This window comes from Pseudomonas sp. AU12215, from assembly GCF_001675465.2.
In the GTDB taxonomy this organism is placed as follows: domain Bacteria; phylum Pseudomonadota; class Gammaproteobacteria; order Pseudomonadales; family Pseudomonadaceae; genus Pseudomonas; species Pseudomonas nitroreducens.
Map to the genome: position 1 here is coordinate 1 of NZ_MACM02000183.1, position 16,365 is coordinate 16,365.

Here is a 16,365-nt window from a genome sequence, read left to right on the forward strand (position 1 = left end):
CAAGGACGGCGACAGTGCCCAGGCCCACATCGACCTGAGCGGCAAGCTGACCTTCCTCGACGACGGCCCGAGCATCACCCCGTGCCAGGACGCCGATATCAAGCTSACCGTGGACGAAACCCACCTGGGCGTGARCGACACCAGCTCGATCACCGTGTCCGACCTGTTCACCTCCCAYTTCGGCGCYGACGGYGCRGGCGCTATCACCTACAAGCTGACGACCGAGGACGGCAAGGACAGYGGCCTGACCGATACCGCCACGGGCGAGAAGATMTTCCTCTACAACACCGCCAATGGCGTGGAAGGGCGGGTCGGCAGCAGTGCCGACGTGGCCTTCCGCGTRACCCTTGGCGCGGACGGCAAGGTCACGCTGGACCAGGTRCGCGCGGTGGTTCAYCCGAACACCAGCGAYGCGAACGATGGCGTCAGCCTCGACGCGAACAGCGTCACCCTGACGGCGACCATCACCGACAAGGACGGCGACAGTGCCCAGGCCCACATCGACCTGAGCGGCAAGCTGACCTTCCTCGACGACGGCCCGAGCATCACSCCGTGCSARGACGCCGAYATCAAGCTCAGCGTGGACGAAACCCACCTGGGCGTGCCGGACACCAGCAGCGCTTCGGTCGCCGATCTCTTCACCACCCACTTCGGTGCGGACGGCGCCGGCGAGATCACCTATAAGCTGGCCGGGGCCGACAACACCGATACCGGTCTGAAGGACACCGCGACCGGTAGCCGGGTATTCCTCTACAACACCGCCAACGGCATCGAGGGGCGCCTCGAGGGCACCAATACCGTGGCCTTCCGCGTGTCCATCGACGGCGACGGCAAGGTCACCCTGGAGCAGTTGCGCGCCCTGGCGCACCCCGATACCAGTGACGCCAACGATGCGCTCAACCTCAGCGGCCAGGTCACCCTGACAGCGACCATCACCGACAAGGACGGCGACAGTGCCAGTGCCCATGTCGACCTGGGCAGCAAGCTGACCTTCCTCGATGACGGCCCGAGCATTGCCCCGTCGAGCATCTACGACATCAGCCTGGAAGTGGACGAATCCGACCTCTCCAACGACGCCCGCGTCGAGTCCAGCCTGGTCTCGCTGCTGTTCGAGACGCACTTCGGCGCCGACGGTCCGGGCAGCATCACCTACAAGGTCAGCACGGTGGATGGCACCGACAGTGGCCTGAAGACCACCCAGGGCGAATCCATCCTGCTGTACAACGTCGACGGCACCGTGGTCGGCAAGGTCCAGGGCAGCGGCGCGATCGCCTTCGTGGTCAGCGAAGACCAGGGCGCGCTCATGCTCGACCAGCGCCTGGCGCTCAAGCATCCGGACACCAACGACGCCGATGATCCGCTGCGCCTGGAAAGCGGCAAGATCACCCTGACCGCCACCATCACCGATGGTGACGGCGACAAGGCTTCGGCCCATGTCGACCTGGGCAGCAAGATGGTGTTCTACGACGACGGTCCGCGCATCGAGCCGTGCACCGACGCCGATATCCAGCTGACCGTGGACGAGACCAAACTGGGTGTCGACGCGCAGGCTTCGGCGGGTGATGTCGCGGCACTGTTCACCGGCCACTTCGGCGCCGATGGCGCCGGCGGCATCACCTACAAGGTCACCACCACCGACGGCACCGACAGCGGCCTGAAGGACACCGCCACGGGCGGGAAGATCTTCCTCTACAACACCGCCAATGGTGTCGAAGGGCGCGTGGAGGGCACCAACCTGGTGGCCTTCAGCGTGAACCAGCACAACGGGGTGATTACCCTCGACCAGCAACGGGCGCTGGTACACCCGGTGACCACCGATGCCAATGATCCGCTGAGCATCGGCGCCGACAAGATCACCCTCACCGCGACCATCACCGATGGCGACGGCGATCATGCATCGGCCAGCATCGACCTGGGCGGCAAGCTGACCTTCCTCGACGATGGTCCCAGCATCCAGCCGTGCACCGATGCCGACATCCGCCTGGAAGTGGACGAAAGCAACCTCGCCAGTGACGCGCGGGTCGAAGCGCCGCTGGTGTCGGAACTGTTCACCGCCAGCTTCGGCGCTGACGGCGCCGGGTCGGTCACGTACAAGGTCAGCACCGTGGACGGCACCGACAGCGGCCTGCGCGAAACCGCCGGCGGCGCGCGCATCCTGCTGTTCAACGACGGCAACGGCGTGGTGGGCAAGGTCGAGGGCACTGGCGCCATCGCCTTCGTGGTGCGTCCCGATGGCGGTGCGCTCACGCTGGACCAGCGTGTCGCCTTCATCCATCCCGATGCCCACAACGACGATGAAGCCCTGAGCATCGCCAGCGGCAAGATCACCCTGACCGCCACCATCACCGACAAGGATGGCGACAGCGACAGCGCCTCCATCGATCTGGGCAGCAAGCTGGTGTTCCACGACGACGGGCCGAGCATCGTGGCCAACCAGGCCGATGGCCCTGCCCTGGTGGTGGACGAGAGCAACCTGGGCGCCAATGCCAGCGCCAGCGTCAGCAGCCTGTTCACCAGCCACTACGGCGCCGATGGCGCGGGTTCGCTGGTGTACAAGGTGGTCGCGGCGCAGGATGGCAGCGACAGCGGCCTGCGCGTCACCAATGGCGACAAGATCTACCTGTACAACGAAGGCAATGGCGTGGTCGGCCGGGTCGGCGGGCAGAGTGGGGCGGTCGCCTTCACGCTGACGGTGAACAACGGCACTGTCACTCTCGACCAGCAACTGGCGCTCAAGCATCCCGATGGCAATAACCCGGATGACCCGCTGAGCATCGCCAGCGGCAAGATCAGCCTGACGGCCACCATCACCGACGGCGATGGCGACTCCCACAGCGCCAGTGTCGAACTGGGCAGCCAGCTGAGCTTCCATGACGACGGCCCGAGGATCACTGCCAGTGCGCAAGGTGCACCGGCTCTGGTGGTGGACGAGACCAACCTGGGTATCGACGCCAGCGCCAACATCACCAGTCTGTTCACCAGCAGCTATGGCGCCGACGGTGCGGGCTCGCTGGTGTACAAGGTGGTCGCGGCGCAGGATGGCAGCGACAGCGGCCTGCGCGTCACCAGCGGCGACAAGATCTACCTGTACAACGAGGGCAATGGTGTCGTCGGTCGAGTGGGCGGAGCCAACGGCGCCGTTGCCTTCACGCTGACGCTGAACAACGGCAGCGTGACCCTCGACCAGCAGATGGCGCTCAAGCATGCCGACGCCAGCAACCCCGATGATACGCTGAGCATCGCCGACGGCAAGATCAGCCTGACCGCCACCATCACCGATGGCGATGGCGATTCGAAGTCCGCCAGCCTGGACCTGGGCAGCAAGCTCAGCTTCCATGACGACGGCCCGAGCATCACCGCCAATGCCGCTGCGGCGCCGACCCTGACCGTCGATGAAACGCACCTGAACGTCGATGCCACCGCCAACTTCAGCACGGCCTTCACCGCCAATGCCGGCGCTGACGGCGGCAGCACGACTTACAGCCTGAGCGCGACCACGGGCACCCAGAGCGGCCTGCAGACCACCGCCGGGCAGAACATCGTGCTGGTCAAGGTCAGCGCCACCGTGGTGGAAGGCCACGTCGGCACTGCCAGTGGCGCGACCGCCTTCACCCTGACGCTCGACAGCGGCACCGGTGTGGTCAAGCTCGACCAGCAACTGGCGCTCAAGCACCCCAACGCCAGCGACCCGAACGATTCGCTGAGCCTGGCCAGCGGCAAGATCGGCCTGGTCGCCACCGTGACCGACGGTGACGGCGACACGAAATCAGCGAGCATCGACCTAGGCAGCAAGCTCAGCTTCCTCGACGACGGCCCGACCGCGGTGGACGACTCGCCGCGCTGCCTGGTGCAGCAGGCGCCGCCAGCGGTGAACCTGACCCTGGTGGTCGACGTTTCCGGCAGCATGGCCGGCGACAAGCTGACCAACGCCAAGGCGGCCCTGGTCAACCTGGTGCAGCAGTATGCGGCCATGGGGATTGCCATCCATGTATCGCTGCTGAGCTTCGCGGCCACTGCCAAGGACCTGGGCGACTTCAACTTCACCGGCACTTCCGACGCGCAGTACACGGCGCTGGTGAACAAGATCAATGGCCTCAGCGCCGACGGCGAGACCAACTACCAGGCTGCCCTGGACCTGGCCAGGACCAATGTCACCTCCGACATCACCGTCAGCGGCCATGATCCGGCGGCGATCAACCGGGTGTACTTCATCTCCGATGGCGAGCCGACCACCGGCAACACCAACTCGGCAATCACCCAGTGGAAGGCCTTCCTGGCCAACCCGGACGGCGACGGCAATGACGCCACCAACCATGTGGATGCCTACGCCGTCGGTCTGGGAGCCTCGATCACCGATGTCGACCTCAAGGGCGTGACCAACACTGGCGATCCGATCATCGTCACCAAGCCCAGCGACCTGACGGCCACCCTGCAGAACCTGGTGACCATCGACTCGGTGAGCGGCAACCTGCTGGCCAACGACCTGCCGGTCAGCGCCGATGGCACCGTGCGCATCACCCAGGTCGAGTTCGGCGGCGAGAAGTTCGCGGTGGATGCCGCGGGCAACCTCACCAACGAGAACCCCAACGCCACCACCGCGACCGGTAGCTACAACGCCAGCAGCGGCCTGCTGACCATCCAGACGGCCAACGGCACGCTCACCGTCTACCTCAAGGACGTGACCGGCCACCAGGCCGGCGACTACAGCTACGCCTCCAAGGCCGGCGTGGCGTTCCCGGAAAGCGGGCAGATCAGCGAGGTCTTCAAGTACACCATCGTCGATGGCGACGGCGACACTGCGTCGGCCAACCTCAACATCTGCCTGAAGTACGGCCAGCCGATCCTGGTGGTGGGCAGCAACAGCGGCGACGTGGATGGCTCGACCGTCCTGCACACCGTCCCCAGCCCGCTGGATGCGGACAAGGCCGGGCAGATCAACGGCAGCGGCGGCAACGACGTGCTGATCGGCGATGCCGGCGGGGTCTCGGTCTACACCCAGCCGGGCAAGAACTACAACATCTCGCTGATCGTCGATACCTCCGGCAGCATGGCCGACCCGTCGGGCAGCAACATGTCGCGCATGGCCCTGGCGAAGAACGCACTGATCAACCTGGTCAACACCATCAAGGGACACGACGGGGTGATCAACGTGAGCCTGGTGTCGTTCAGCGACAACTCCCACGTCACCACTTTCAATGGCCTGAGCGCCGCTAACGTGACCGCGCTGATCGCCGCCATCAACGCTCTGAGTGCCAGCGGTGCGACCAACTACGATGACGCGATGAAAGCGGCCTCGCAGTGGTTCAACACCCAGGTGACGACCAACCATGCCGATGCGGCCCATGGCTACATCAACCTGGCGTTCTTCCTCACCGACGGCAACCCGACCGTTTCCAACAGCGACTCCAGCTCGGGCAACATCACCAACTACGGCGACATGAACAATGCACTGGTGTCGGGCAATGACATGCTTCACCACGCCGGGGCGCTCACGGGCGACAACGCGGTGGACGTCAATGCCATCGGTATCGGCAACGGCATCAACAGCAATTACCTAAAGTTCTTCGACAACACCGACACCACGGGCACCGGCTCGGTCACCCTGGATGGCAAGACCATCAACGCCAGCGTCGGCGAGCCGCAGATCATCAACACCGCCGAGCAATTGCAGGCGGCGCTGCAGGAAGGCTTCAGCACCAGCACGCCGGTCACCGTGGGCAACGACCACCTGGTCGGTGGCTCGGGCAATGACATCATCTTCGGTGACGTCATCAACACCGATGCGCTGGCCTGGGCCGGGCATGCCGCCGGATCGCACAACGGACAGGGCTACCAGGCGCTGGTGGACTACCTGACCGCCACCAACGGCAGCGCGCCAACGGTCGCGCAGGTCACCAACTACATCGTCCAGCACGCGGACCAGTTCAACGTCGCCGGCGATACCCGCGGTGGCAACGACATCCTCGAGGGCGGCGCCGGCAATGACCTGATGTTCGGCCAGGGCGGCAACGACAAGCTGATCGGTGGCCCCGGCGACGACATCATGTACGGCGGTACCGGCGCGGACGAGTTCATCTGGAAGTCGGGCGATACCGGGCACGACGTGATCAAGGACTTCAGCATCGCCGAAGGGGATTCGCTGAACCTCGCCGACCTGCTGCAGGGCGCGTTGCCCACCGCCGATTCGCTGTCCCACTACCTGTCCTTCTCGGTCAACTCGGGCACCACCAGCATCGCCGTCAGCCCCACCAGTGGCGGCGCCGCGACCCAGACCATCGACCTGGCCAACGTCGATCTCTCCGCCAAGTACGCGGGCCACGCCGGCAGCGGCGTGCTCTCGGCGGGAGATACCCACACCGTGCTCAACGGCCTGCTGGGTGACCACGCGATCAAGACCGACACCGTCTGACCGGCGCAATACCGGTCGAAACCGCCGCCTCCGGGCGGCGGTTTCGTTCGTGCCTGCCCAACGAGGGTGGGGGCACGGCTATACGGCTGGTGAATGATCGTCGCGGTGCTCCGTCAGTGGCGCTTATGCTCCACGCACACCTTCCTCAGTCCAACAACAAGCAACGAGGTTTCCCATGCGCGAAGTGGTGATCGTCGACAGCGTCCGTACCGGCCTGGCCAAGTCCTTCCGTGGCAAATTCAACATGACCCGTCCGGACGACATGGTCGCCCATTGCATCGACGCGCTGCTGGCGCGCAACAACCTCGATCCGCTGCTGGTGGACGACTGCGTGGTCGGCGCCGGCTCCAACGAAGGCGCCCAGGGCCACAACATCGGCCGCAATGCCGCGGTACTGTCGCGCCTGGGCACCCACGTCGCCGGCATGACCCTCAACCGCTACTGCTCCTCGGGCCTGCAGGCCATCGCCATTGCCGCCAACCAGGTGGCCTCCGGCTGCAGCGACATCCTGGTGGCCGGCGGCGTCGAGTCCATCAGCCTGACCGCGGGCAAGATGAACCGTGACAACTTCGTCAACCCGCGCCTGGAGTCGGACTTCCCCGGCATCTACTACCCCATGGGGCAGACCGCCGAGATCGTCGCCCGCCGCTACAACGTCACCCGCGAGGCGCAGGACCTGTACTCGCTGCAGAGCCAGCAGCGCACCGCACGGGCCCAGGCCGAAGGCCTGTTCGACGACGAAATCGTGCCCATGAGCGTGAAGTACCTGGTGGAAGACAAGGCCACCGGCGAGAAGAAGGTGCTCGACGCCGTGGTGGATCGCGACGACTGCAACCGCCCGGAAACCACCCTCGAGGGCCTGAACTCCCTCAAGCCGGTATTCGCCGAGGATGGCTCGGTCACCGCCGGCAACGCCTCGCAACTCTCCGACGGCGCCTCGATGACCCTGATCATGACCCTGGAAAAGGCGCTGGAACTGGGCCTCAAGCCCAAGGCCTTCTTCCGTGGCTTCACCGTCGCCGGCTGCGAGCCGGACGAAATGGGCATCGGCCCGGTGTTCTCGGTACCGAAACTGCTCAAGGCCAAGGGCCTGCAGGTCGCCGACATCGACCTCTGGGAGCTTAACGAAGCCTTCGCTTCCCAGTGCCTGTATGCCCGCGATCGCCTGGGCATCGACAACGAGAAGTACAACGTCAACGGCGGCTCCATCTCCATCGGCCACCCGTTCGGCATGACCGGCTCCCGGCAGGTCGGCCACCTGGTGCGCGAACTGCAGCGGCGCAACCTGCGCTACGGCATCGTCACCATGTGCGTGGGCGGCGGCATGGGCGCCACCGGCCTGTTCGAGGCGGTACGCTGATCCAGGCAAGACGGCCAGCGGCCTGCGCCGCTGGCTGATCGGCAGCGACCGCTCCACGCAAGCGGGACGAGGCCCAGGAGAACCCCCGGCGGCGACGCCGGGGGTTTTTCATGTCTGCTCCTGCAGGACGAAGGACGAGCCGTTCAACGCCGCCACTTCCAAAATTTTTTCGCCCCTGTACCAAAATCTGCCTATGGATCTATCGGCGCACTTGGCCCTTTGGAAATAGTGCCGTCGCAATCCGTCCCTAGCATGGACCTCGTTCCTTCACGCCGCGGCACCCGCAGCGTGGACCACAAGAAAACGAGGTACCGCCATGCATCCCACCATCGCCGGCACACCGCTCAGCGTGCGCCGCATCCGCAAGCGTTTCGGCCAGTTCGTCGCTCTCGACGGCGTGTCGCTGGACGTCAAGGCCGGTGAGCTGGTCTGTCTGCTCGGTCCCTCCGGTTGCGGCAAGACCACGCTGCTGCGCTGCATCGCCGGCCTGGAGCAACAGGATGACGGCAGCCTGCACCTGGGCGAGCGCGACGTGTCGAACCTGCCGCCGCAGGCGCGGGACTACGGCATCCTGTTCCAGTCCTACGCGCTGTTCCCCAACCTCACGGTGGAACAGAACATTGCCTATGGCCTGACCAATGCAGCCAAGGAAGAAGCCCGCCGCCGCGTCGCCGAGATGCTCGAACTGGTCGGCCTGACCGGCAGCGAGAAGAAGTACCCCGGCCAGCTCTCCGGCGGCCAGCAGCAACGCGTCGCCATGGCCCGCGCGCTGGCGCCGAGTCCGTCGCTGCTGCTGCTCGACGAGCCGATGTCGGCGCTCGACGCCCGTGTCCGCGAACACCTGTGCGGCGAGCTGCGCCAGCTGCAGAAGAGCCTGGGCATCACCACCGTGATGGTTACCCACAACCAGGACGAAGCCATGCTGATGGCCGACCGCATCGCGGTGATGAACCACGGGCGCATCGAGCAGTACGGCACCGCCCAGGAAATCTACAGCACGCCGAGCACGCCCTTCGTCGCCGAGTTCGTCGGCCAGGGCAACTGGCTGCCCTTCGAGCGCGGCAGTGATGGTCATGCTCGCGTCGGCAGCCTCAACCTGCGCCTGCACAGCCAGGCGCAAAGCGCCTCGGGCCGGCTGTTCTGCCGCCCGGAAGCGATCAGCGTGAACCCGGCGGTGCACCAGGAAAACCTGTTCCGCGCGCAGATCCGCGAGATCACCTTCCTCGGCAACCGCTGCCGCATGAGCTTCGAGCTGGAGCAACTGCCGGGCCATGCGCTGCTCGCCGAGCTGGCGCCGGAGGACATGCCGCGCCTGGGCACTCCGGATATCTGGGTGTCACTACCGCCGCGCAGCCTGCAGGTGTTCGCCTGAAATGGAAGCCGTGGTGAAGCACAGCCCGACGCTGTCCGTCGGCAAGGTTCGTGGCGATCTGGGTGATCGCCTGTTCGTCGGGGGCGGCAAGGTCCTGCTGCTGGTCCTGCTCATCCTGGCGGTGCTGATGCCGCTGCTGGCCATCTTCTGGCGCGGCTTCAGCGGCGAGGCGGGGCAGGGCGGCGGCCTGGCGGCCATGGGCGAGCTGCTGCGCAGCGACAACTTCCACTGGCTGCTGGGCAACAGCCTGAAGGTCTCGGTGAGCGTGGCGTGCATCGTCGTGCCGGCGGCCTACCTGTTCGCCTATGCGCTGCAACGCACGCTGATCCCGGCCAAGGGCCTGTGGCGCGGGATTTCCCTGCTGCCGCTGCTGGCGCCTTCGATGCTGCCGGGTATCGCGCTGATCTACCTGTTCGGCAACCAGGGCCTGCTGCGCCACCTGCTGTCGGACAACATCTACGGCTTCTGGGGCATCGTCCTCGGCGAGGCGATCTACACCTTCCCCCATGCGTTGATGATCCTGTTGTCCGCGCTGTCGTTGGCCGACGCGCGCCTGTTCGATGCCGCCTCCAGCATGGGCGCCGGTCCGTGGAAGGCCTTCCGCAGCATCACCTGGCCGGCTTCGCGGCAGGGCGTGTTCGCCGCCTTCTGCCTGGTGTTCACCCTGACCATCACCGACTTCGGCGTGCCGGTCGTGGTGGGCGGCGATTATCAGGTGCTGGCGCTGGAAGCCTACAAGGCGGTGGTCGGCCAGCAACAGTTCGGCCGTGGCGCGCAGATCGGCATGATCCTCCTGCTGCCGGCGCTGCTCAGCTTTGCGGTGGATACCTGGCTGCGCCGTCGCCAGGGCGACGCCATGAGCGGCCGCGCGCAGGTCTATCACCCGAAACCCTCGCGTCGCCGCGATGCCGCCTTCCTCGCCATCGTCGTGCTGATCAGCATGGTATTGCTGGGCGTGCTGGGCATGGCCGTGTACTCCTCGCTGGTGAAGTTCTGGCCCTATAACCTCTCGCTGTCGCTGAACCACTACGACTTCAACACCACTGCCGGCGGCGGCTGGCTGGCCTATCGCAACAGCCTGACCATGGCCGTGTGCACCGCGATCATCGGCAGCGCGCTGATCTTCACCGGCGCCTACCTGATCGAGAAGACCCGCGAGCAGCGCTGGCTGAGCCAGCTGCTGCGCATGCTCTGCTTCGTGCCGATGGCCGTGCCGGGCCTCGTGCTGGGCCTGGGCTACGTGTTCTTCTTCAACCTGCCGGGCAACCCGCTGCATGTGTTCTACGGCAGCATGGCGCTGCTGGTGGTGTGCACCATCGCCCACTACCTGACCACCGCGCAGATGACCGCCACCGCCGCGCTGCGCCAGCTCGACGGCGAGTTCGAGGCGGCCGCGCTGTCGCTGAAGATGCCGCTGTGGCGCCACTACCTGCGCGTCACCGTGCCGATCTGCCTGCCGGCGCTGCTGGACATCACCCGCTACCTGTTCGTCTCGGCGATGACCACGGTCTCGGCGGCGATCTTCCTCTACAACCCGGACACCATCCTCGCCGCCGTCGCCGTGCTGAACATGGACGACTCCGGCAACGTCGGCGCCGCCGCCGCCATGTCCACCCTGATCCTGCTCACCTCCGCGGCTGTGTCGCTGCTGCTGGCCGGCGCCTCGCACGGCCTGCTGCGCCGCTCCCAGGCCTGGAGAAACCCGTAACACCGCTGGACGCTGTCGCCCCCGTTTCGGCGAGGGCTCAACCCCTGACAACACCCGCCCCGCGCGGGGAAAAACACTGCCAAGGAGCTCCACATGTTCAAACGTCTCGCCCTCGCCGCCGCCGTGGTTGCCGGTTTCGCCGCACAGGTCCACGCCGCCGACACCGAACTGACCGTCTACACCGCCCTGGAACCGGAACAGCTGACCGCCTACAAGCAGGCCTTCGAAGCCGAGAACCCGGACATCAAGATCAAGTGGGTACGTGATTCCACCGGCATCGTCACCGCCAAGCTGCTGGCCGAGAAGGACCGTCCGCAGGCCGACGCCGTCTGGGGCCTGGCGGCTTCCAGCCTGGCCATCCTCGATGCGCAGGGCATGCTGGAGAAGTACGCGCCCAAGCACCTGGACGCCATCGGCAAGAACTACCGCGACCCGGCCAACCCGCCGGCGTGGGTCGGCATGGATGTCTGGGCCGCCACCATCTGCTTCAACACCGTCGAGGCCGAGAAACTGGGCCTGGAGAAACCGGTGAGCTGGCAGGACCTGACCAAGCCGGAATACAAGGGCAAGATCGTCATGCCGAACCCGGCATCCTCCGGCACCGGCTTCCTCGACGTTTCCGCCTGGCTGCAGACCTTCGGCGAGAAGCAGGGCTGGGCCTACATGGACGCCCTGCACGAGAACATTGGCCAGTACGTCCACTCCGGCTCCAAGCCGTGCAAACTGGCCGCCGCCGGCGAGTTCCCGATCGGCATCTCCTTCGAGTACCCGGCCGTGCAGCTCAAGCGCCAGGGCGCGCCGCTGGACATCGTCCTGCCGAAGGAAGGCCTGGGCTGGGAAATCGAAGCCACCGGTATCGTCAAGGGCACCCAGCATGAAGCCGCCGCGAAGAAACTCGCCGACTTCTCCGCCAGCCCGAAAGCCATGGAGCTGTACAAGGAAAACTTCGCCGTGCTGGCCCAACCGGGCATCGCCAAGCCGCAGACCGAACTGCCGGCCGACTACGAGCAGCGCCTGATCAAGAACGACTTCGCCTGGGCTTCGAAGAACCGCGACGAGATCCTCGCCGAGTGGCGCAAGCGCTATGACGGCAAGTCGGAGAAGGTTGCGCAGAAGTAAGGTTTGACACCGATGGCTCCCTCTCCCCAACCCTCTCCCTGACGGGAGAGGGGGCTGTTCGGTGTGTTGGTTCGGTTTCAGCGTCTGCCTGTGCCTTTGATGGTTTCAGGATGAACTCAGGGTTTCTCTTCGCAGAGGAGAGTTCCCTCTCCCTTCAGGGAGAGGGCGGGGGAGAGGGGCTCTTCGCCACGCAGGAAATACCCCCATGAGCCACACCCACTGCGACGTCGCCATCGTCGGCGCCGGTATCCTCGGCCTTTCCCACGCCTACGCCGCCGCCCGCCGCGGGCTTTCCGTGCGTGTCTTCGAACGCACCGCCACACCCCTGGGCGCCTCGATACGCAACTTCGGCCAGGCGCTGGTCACCGGCCAGCCGCCGGGCGTGATGTCCGACTTGGCACGAGCCAGCCGGCCGATCTGGGGGCAATGGGCGGAAGGCGCCGGGTTCTCCCTGCGGCGCAACGGTTCGTTGCTGTTCGCTCGCACCGAGGCCGAGGAGCATCTGCTGGAAGCCTTCTGCGCCGGCCGCGCGAAGGCGCTGGACTACCGAGTGGGCCTGCTGCGCGGCAGCGAGCTGAACGACCTCTACCAGGGGCACTTCCGCCATCACCGTGCCGCGCTGCTCGGCTTCGACGACCAGCAGTTGTACTCCCGCGAAGCGCTGCCGAGCCTGATCGATTACCTGCGCCGCGAGCACGGCGTGCAGTTCCATTTCTCCACCCTCGTGCGTGACGTCGACAGCGGCGTGCTGCGCACCACGGCGGGCAGCTTCACCGCCGGGCAGGTGATCGTCTGCTCCGGCCACGACTACCAGACGCTGCTGGCCGAGGTCATCGCGCCGCTGGAGCCGCAGGTGTGCCGCCTGCAGATGCTGCGCGCCCGCCCGCAGGTCGATTTCGGCCTCGCCCACTCGATCCTCACCGGCCTGAGTTGCGTGCATTACGGTGCCTTCTCCGACCTGCCCGAGGCCGACGCGGTGCGCGAGCAGATTCGCCGCGAGACGCCGGAACTGGAAGAGCAGGGCATCCACCTGCTGGTCAGCCCGACGCCCCATGGCGAGCTGATCATCGGCGACTCCCACCATTACGGCAGCGACGCCGCGCCGTTCAATGCCGAGGCAGTGGACAGACTCATGCTGGAGCTGGCCGAGGACACCCTGGGCATGCATGTGGAGGTGGTCGAGCGCTGGCAGGGCGTCTACGGCTCGCGCGGGCCGGGGCCGTTCTCCGTGCTGCAGGCCGCCGACGGCATCACCGCCGTGCTGATGCACACCGGCGTCGGCATGAGCATCGGCCCGGCGCTGGGCGAGCGCACCGTGGCCGGATTGTTTGGCTGACACGCAGCTGTCATCTGCCGTTCACTGGGTTCTGGTACTACCGGCACACACGGATTCGCTTTTTTGTAGGAGCGAGCAAGCTCGCTCCTACAGGCTGCGCGCGCGGAGAGACATGAACCACAGCATCGTTCAGAGCCATCAGGATTCCGACCTGTTCGGCCTGCTCTATGGCTTCAGCTTTCGTCCCGGCCAGCCCGGCCTGGAAATCGACTCGCCTACCGCGCTGCAGCGCCTGCAGGAGCCGCGGGCGACGGATGAGTTCCTCTGGCTGCACCTGAACCTGGCGCACGCGGCCTGCGAGCGCTGGATGAAGTCGCACCTGGAACTGCCCGACTACTTCTTCGAGACCCTGCGCGAAGGTTCGCGCTCCACCCGCATCGAGCATGTGGACGGCGCGTTGCTGGCGGTGGTCAACGACGTGGTGTTCGACTTCAGCAGCCGCATGTCCTCGGACGTCGCCACGCTGTGGGTCTGCGCCCGTGGTCGCCTGCTGGTGACTGCCCGTGCGCAGCCGCTGCGTTCGGTGGATACGCTGCGCTCCTCGGTGAAGCACGGCGAAAGCTTCAACTCGCCGCTGGAGCTGCTGGTCCACCTGCTGCGCGACCAGGGCGAAATCCTCACCCGCATCGTCCGCGAGACCAGCATCAGCGTCGACCGCATCGAGGACCAGTTGCTGTCCTCGCGCCTCTCCGCCAGCCGCGCCGACCTGGGCGGCATGCGCCGGGTGTTGGTGCGCCTGCAACGCCTGCTGGCGCTGGAGCCGGGCTCGCTGATGCGCCTGCTCAACCGCCCGCCGCTGTGGCTGAAGGAAGACGACGTGCGCGTGCTGCGCGAGGCCACCGAGGAGTTCTCCCTGGTGATCAACGACCTCACCGCGCTGGGCGAACGCATCAAGCTGCTGCAGGAAGAGATCGCCGCGAAGATCAACGAGCAGAGCAACCGCACGCTGTTCACCCTCACCGTGGTCACGGTGCTGGCGCTGCCGATCAACATCATCGCCGGCTTCTTCGGCATGAACGTCGGCGGCATTCCCTTCTCCAGCGACCCGGAGGGGTTCTGGATTCTGGTCGTGCTGGTAGCCAGCTTCACCGGCCTGGCCGGGCGCTGGGCGTTTCGCAAGCGCGACGACTATTGACCGAGTCTCCCTGCAGGAACAACTGTCTTCTTCTGTGAGCTCGTGCCTACGCTTTTCCCTCTCCCCAGCCCTCTCCCTGAAGGGAGAGGGAGCGGTATGTGCCGGCTGATGCCATGGTGTCAGCCTGCTCCATTTCAGTCCCCTCTCCCTTCAGGGAGAGGGTTAGGGAGAGGGTAAGTACCCGCTGAGGACTCCCAAACTACGTAGAAGCGGGCCAACTCCCGCGCCCAGGCAAAAAAAGACCGGCTCAAAGGCCGGTCGAGGGGGAAGAATTCGTCGTCAGCGGCAGACGCGGGCGATGGCCGCTGCCAGGTGGTCGAGGCGTTCGCCGTCGAGCCCGGCGATGTTCGCGCGACCGCTGCTGACCAGGTAGATGCTGTGCTCCTCGCGCAGGATGCGCACCTGCTCGGCCTGCAGGCCGGTATAGGAGAACATGCCGCGCTGGATGGCGATGTGCGCAAAGCGCTCCGCCAGCCCGTGGGGGCGCAGGGCTTCCACCAGGCCGATACGCAGGTCGGCGATGCGCCCGCGCATGGCGTCCAGCTCTGCCAGCCACAGGTTCTTCAGTTCCGGGTCGCCGAGGATGGTGGCGACCACTTCGGCGCCGTGGGCCGGTGGGGTGGACCACAGGTTGCGGGCGAACAGTGCCAGTTGGCTGCGGATGTCGGTGAGCTTGTCGGCGTTCTCGGCGCAGACGATCAGCGCGCCGACGCGGTCGCGGTAGAGGCCGAAGTTCTTCGAGCAGGAGCTGGTGATCAGCACTTCCGGCAGGCTCTCGGCCAGCAGGCGCACGGAATACGCGTCCTCCTCCAGCCCATCGCCCAGGCCCTGGTAGGCGAAGTCCAGCAACGGCAGCAACTCGCGGCGACGGACGATCTCCAGCACGCGCTGCCATTGCGCGTGATCCAGGTCGAAGCCGGTGGGGTTGTGGCAGCAGGCGTGCAGCAGCACCACGTCGCCCTGCGGGATTTTCTCCAGCATGGCGAACATGGCCTCCGCGTCGAGACGATTGTCCGCGCCGACGTAGGGGTAGTGCTTGATCGGCACGCCGGCGGCGGCGAACAGGGTCTCGTGGATCGGCCAGGTCGGGTCGCTCAACCAGATATTTTTCCCCGGCAGGCAATGCGCGATGAACTCCGCCGCCAGGCGCAGGGCGCCGGTACCGCCGGGCGTCTGCGTGGCGTCGGCACGCGAATCGGCCAGCAGCGGCGAGGTGACGCCCAGTACCTGCTCGCACAGGCGTGCAGCGAACAGCGCGTCGCCGTGGCTGCCGACGTAGCTCTTGGTGGTCTCGCTATCCACCAGGCGCTGCTCGGCCAGCTTCACCGCGCGGGGAATCGGCGTGAGGCCCTGGGCGTCCTTGTAGACGCCCACGCCAAGGTCGAGCCGCGCGGGGTTGGGGTCGGCCCGGTAGGCTTCGAGCAGGCCCAGGATCGGGTCGCCCGGTACGCGGGTGACCTTGGCGAAATGGCTCATTTGCGTCCCTCTGCTTTCGCGGCCAGCTCGTCGGTGCGCGCGGCCATGATGAAATCGTTGCGGTGCAGGCCCTTCAGCTCGTGGCTCCACCAGGTGACGGTGACCTTGCCCCACTGGGTCAACAGGTCGGGGTGGTGGCCTTCTTCCTCGGCGATGGCGCCCACCGCGTTGGTGAAGGCCAGGGCATGGCGGAAGTTCTTGAACAGGAAGACCCGCTCCAGCTCCATGTGATCGTCGCGGACCTCGATATTCCAGTCCGGGATCTGCTTGATCAGCACCGCCAGTTCTTCGTCGGACACCTTCGGGGCGTCTGCGCGGCAGGCTTCGCAATGGGCTTGGGTAAGTGCGGTCATGAAAGGTTCTCCTTGTCGTGGGGTGGCATAGGAGTGCGCTCGCGACCCATCTTAGGCTCGCGAGCACGTCTCATCCTAGGCACAGATGGGATCGATT

The 16,365-nt window shown here is 66.1% G+C and carries 9 protein-coding genes; 7 read left to right on the forward strand and 2 right to left on the reverse strand.

The window, feature by feature from the left end; genetic code table 11:
* From A9513_RS31395 to A9513_RS31425, 7 genes are all read left to right on the forward strand, one after another.
* The coding region (locus A9513_RS31395) for a DUF5801 repeats-in-toxin domain-containing protein (protein WP_141678560.1) at positions 1-6,409 on the forward strand (6,409 nt) is incomplete at its 5' end.
* 175 nt (positions 6,410-6,584) lie between these two features.
* Positions 6,585-7,769, forward strand: coding sequence for a thiolase family protein (locus A9513_RS31400; protein ID WP_024764396.1), 1,185 nt, complete (start codon positions 6,585-6,587; stop codon positions 7,767-7,769).
* A gap of 316 nt (positions 7,770-8,085) precedes the next feature.
* Positions 8,086-9,141 carry a putative 2-aminoethylphosphonate ABC transporter ATP-binding protein gene (locus A9513_RS31405; protein ID WP_065086430.1) on the forward strand — a complete coding sequence of 352 codons (1,056 nt, stop codon included), beginning with the start codon at positions 8,086-8,088 and terminating at the stop codon, positions 9,139-9,141.
* Between the two features lies 1 nt (position 9,142).
* Positions 9,143-10,849: a putative 2-aminoethylphosphonate ABC transporter permease subunit gene (locus A9513_RS31410; RefSeq protein WP_065086431.1), complete on the forward strand. Its 1,707-nt coding sequence runs from the start codon at positions 9,143-9,145 to the stop codon at positions 10,847-10,849.
* A gap of 93 nt (positions 10,850-10,942) precedes the next feature.
* Positions 10,943-11,968, forward strand: a complete 1,026-nt coding sequence (locus A9513_RS31415; RefSeq protein ID WP_024764395.1) for a putative 2-aminoethylphosphonate ABC transporter substrate-binding protein — start codon at positions 10,943-10,945, stop codon at positions 11,966-11,968.
* A 205-nt stretch (positions 11,969-12,173) separates the two neighbouring features.
* Positions 12,174-13,304, forward strand: a complete 1,131-nt coding sequence (locus tag A9513_RS31420; protein WP_065086432.1) for a TIGR03364 family FAD-dependent oxidoreductase — start codon at positions 12,174-12,176, stop codon at positions 13,302-13,304.
* Between the two features lie 112 nt (positions 13,305-13,416).
* Positions 13,417-14,439 carry a transporter gene (locus tag A9513_RS31425; RefSeq protein WP_037012376.1) on the forward strand — a complete coding sequence of 341 codons (1,023 nt, stop codon included), beginning with the start codon at positions 13,417-13,419 and terminating at the stop codon, positions 14,437-14,439.
* Between the two features lie 279 nt (positions 14,440-14,718).
* On the opposite strand, the gene A9513_RS31430 is transcribed toward A9513_RS31425, so the two are convergent.
* Positions 14,719-15,915, reverse strand: a complete 1,197-nt coding sequence (locus tag A9513_RS31430; protein WP_024764392.1) for an amino acid aminotransferase — start codon at positions 15,913-15,915, stop codon at positions 14,719-14,721.
* Positions 15,912-16,268, reverse strand: a complete 357-nt coding sequence (locus A9513_RS31435) for a 4a-hydroxytetrahydrobiopterin dehydratase (RefSeq protein WP_024764391.1) — start codon at positions 16,266-16,268, stop codon at positions 15,912-15,914. Before A9513_RS31435 ends, A9513_RS31430 begins: the two co-directional genes overlap by 4 nt.
* Positions 16,269-16,365: the final 97 nt, after the last annotated feature.

Excerpts from the sequence above, each read along its gene's own strand:
- A9513_RS31400 (WP_024764396.1), top strand. The coding sequence starts at position 6,585 with ATGCGCGAAGTGGTGATCGTCGACAGCGTCCGTACCGGCCTGGCCAAG.
- A9513_RS31405 (WP_065086430.1), top strand. The coding sequence starts at position 8,086 with ATGCATCCCACCATCGCCGGCACACCGCTCAGCGTGCGCCGCATCCGC.
- A9513_RS31410 (WP_065086431.1), top strand. The coding sequence starts at position 9,143 with ATGGAAGCCGTGGTGAAGCACAGCCCGACGCTGTCCGTCGGCAAGGTT.
- A9513_RS31415 (WP_024764395.1), top strand. The coding sequence starts at position 10,943 with ATGTTCAAACGTCTCGCCCTCGCCGCCGCCGTGGTTGCCGGTTTCGCC.
- A9513_RS31420 (WP_065086432.1), top strand. The coding sequence starts at position 12,174 with ATGAGCCACACCCACTGCGACGTCGCCATCGTCGGCGCCGGTATCCTC.
- A9513_RS31425 (WP_037012376.1), top strand. The coding sequence starts at position 13,417 with ATGAACCACAGCATCGTTCAGAGCCATCAGGATTCCGACCTGTTCGGC.
- A9513_RS31430 (WP_024764392.1), bottom strand. The coding sequence starts at position 15,915 with ATGAGCCATTTCGCCAAGGTCACCCGCGTACCGGGCGACCCGATCCTG.
- A9513_RS31435 (WP_024764391.1), bottom strand. The coding sequence starts at position 16,268 with ATGACCGCACTTACCCAAGCCCATTGCGAAGCCTGCCGCGCAGACGCC.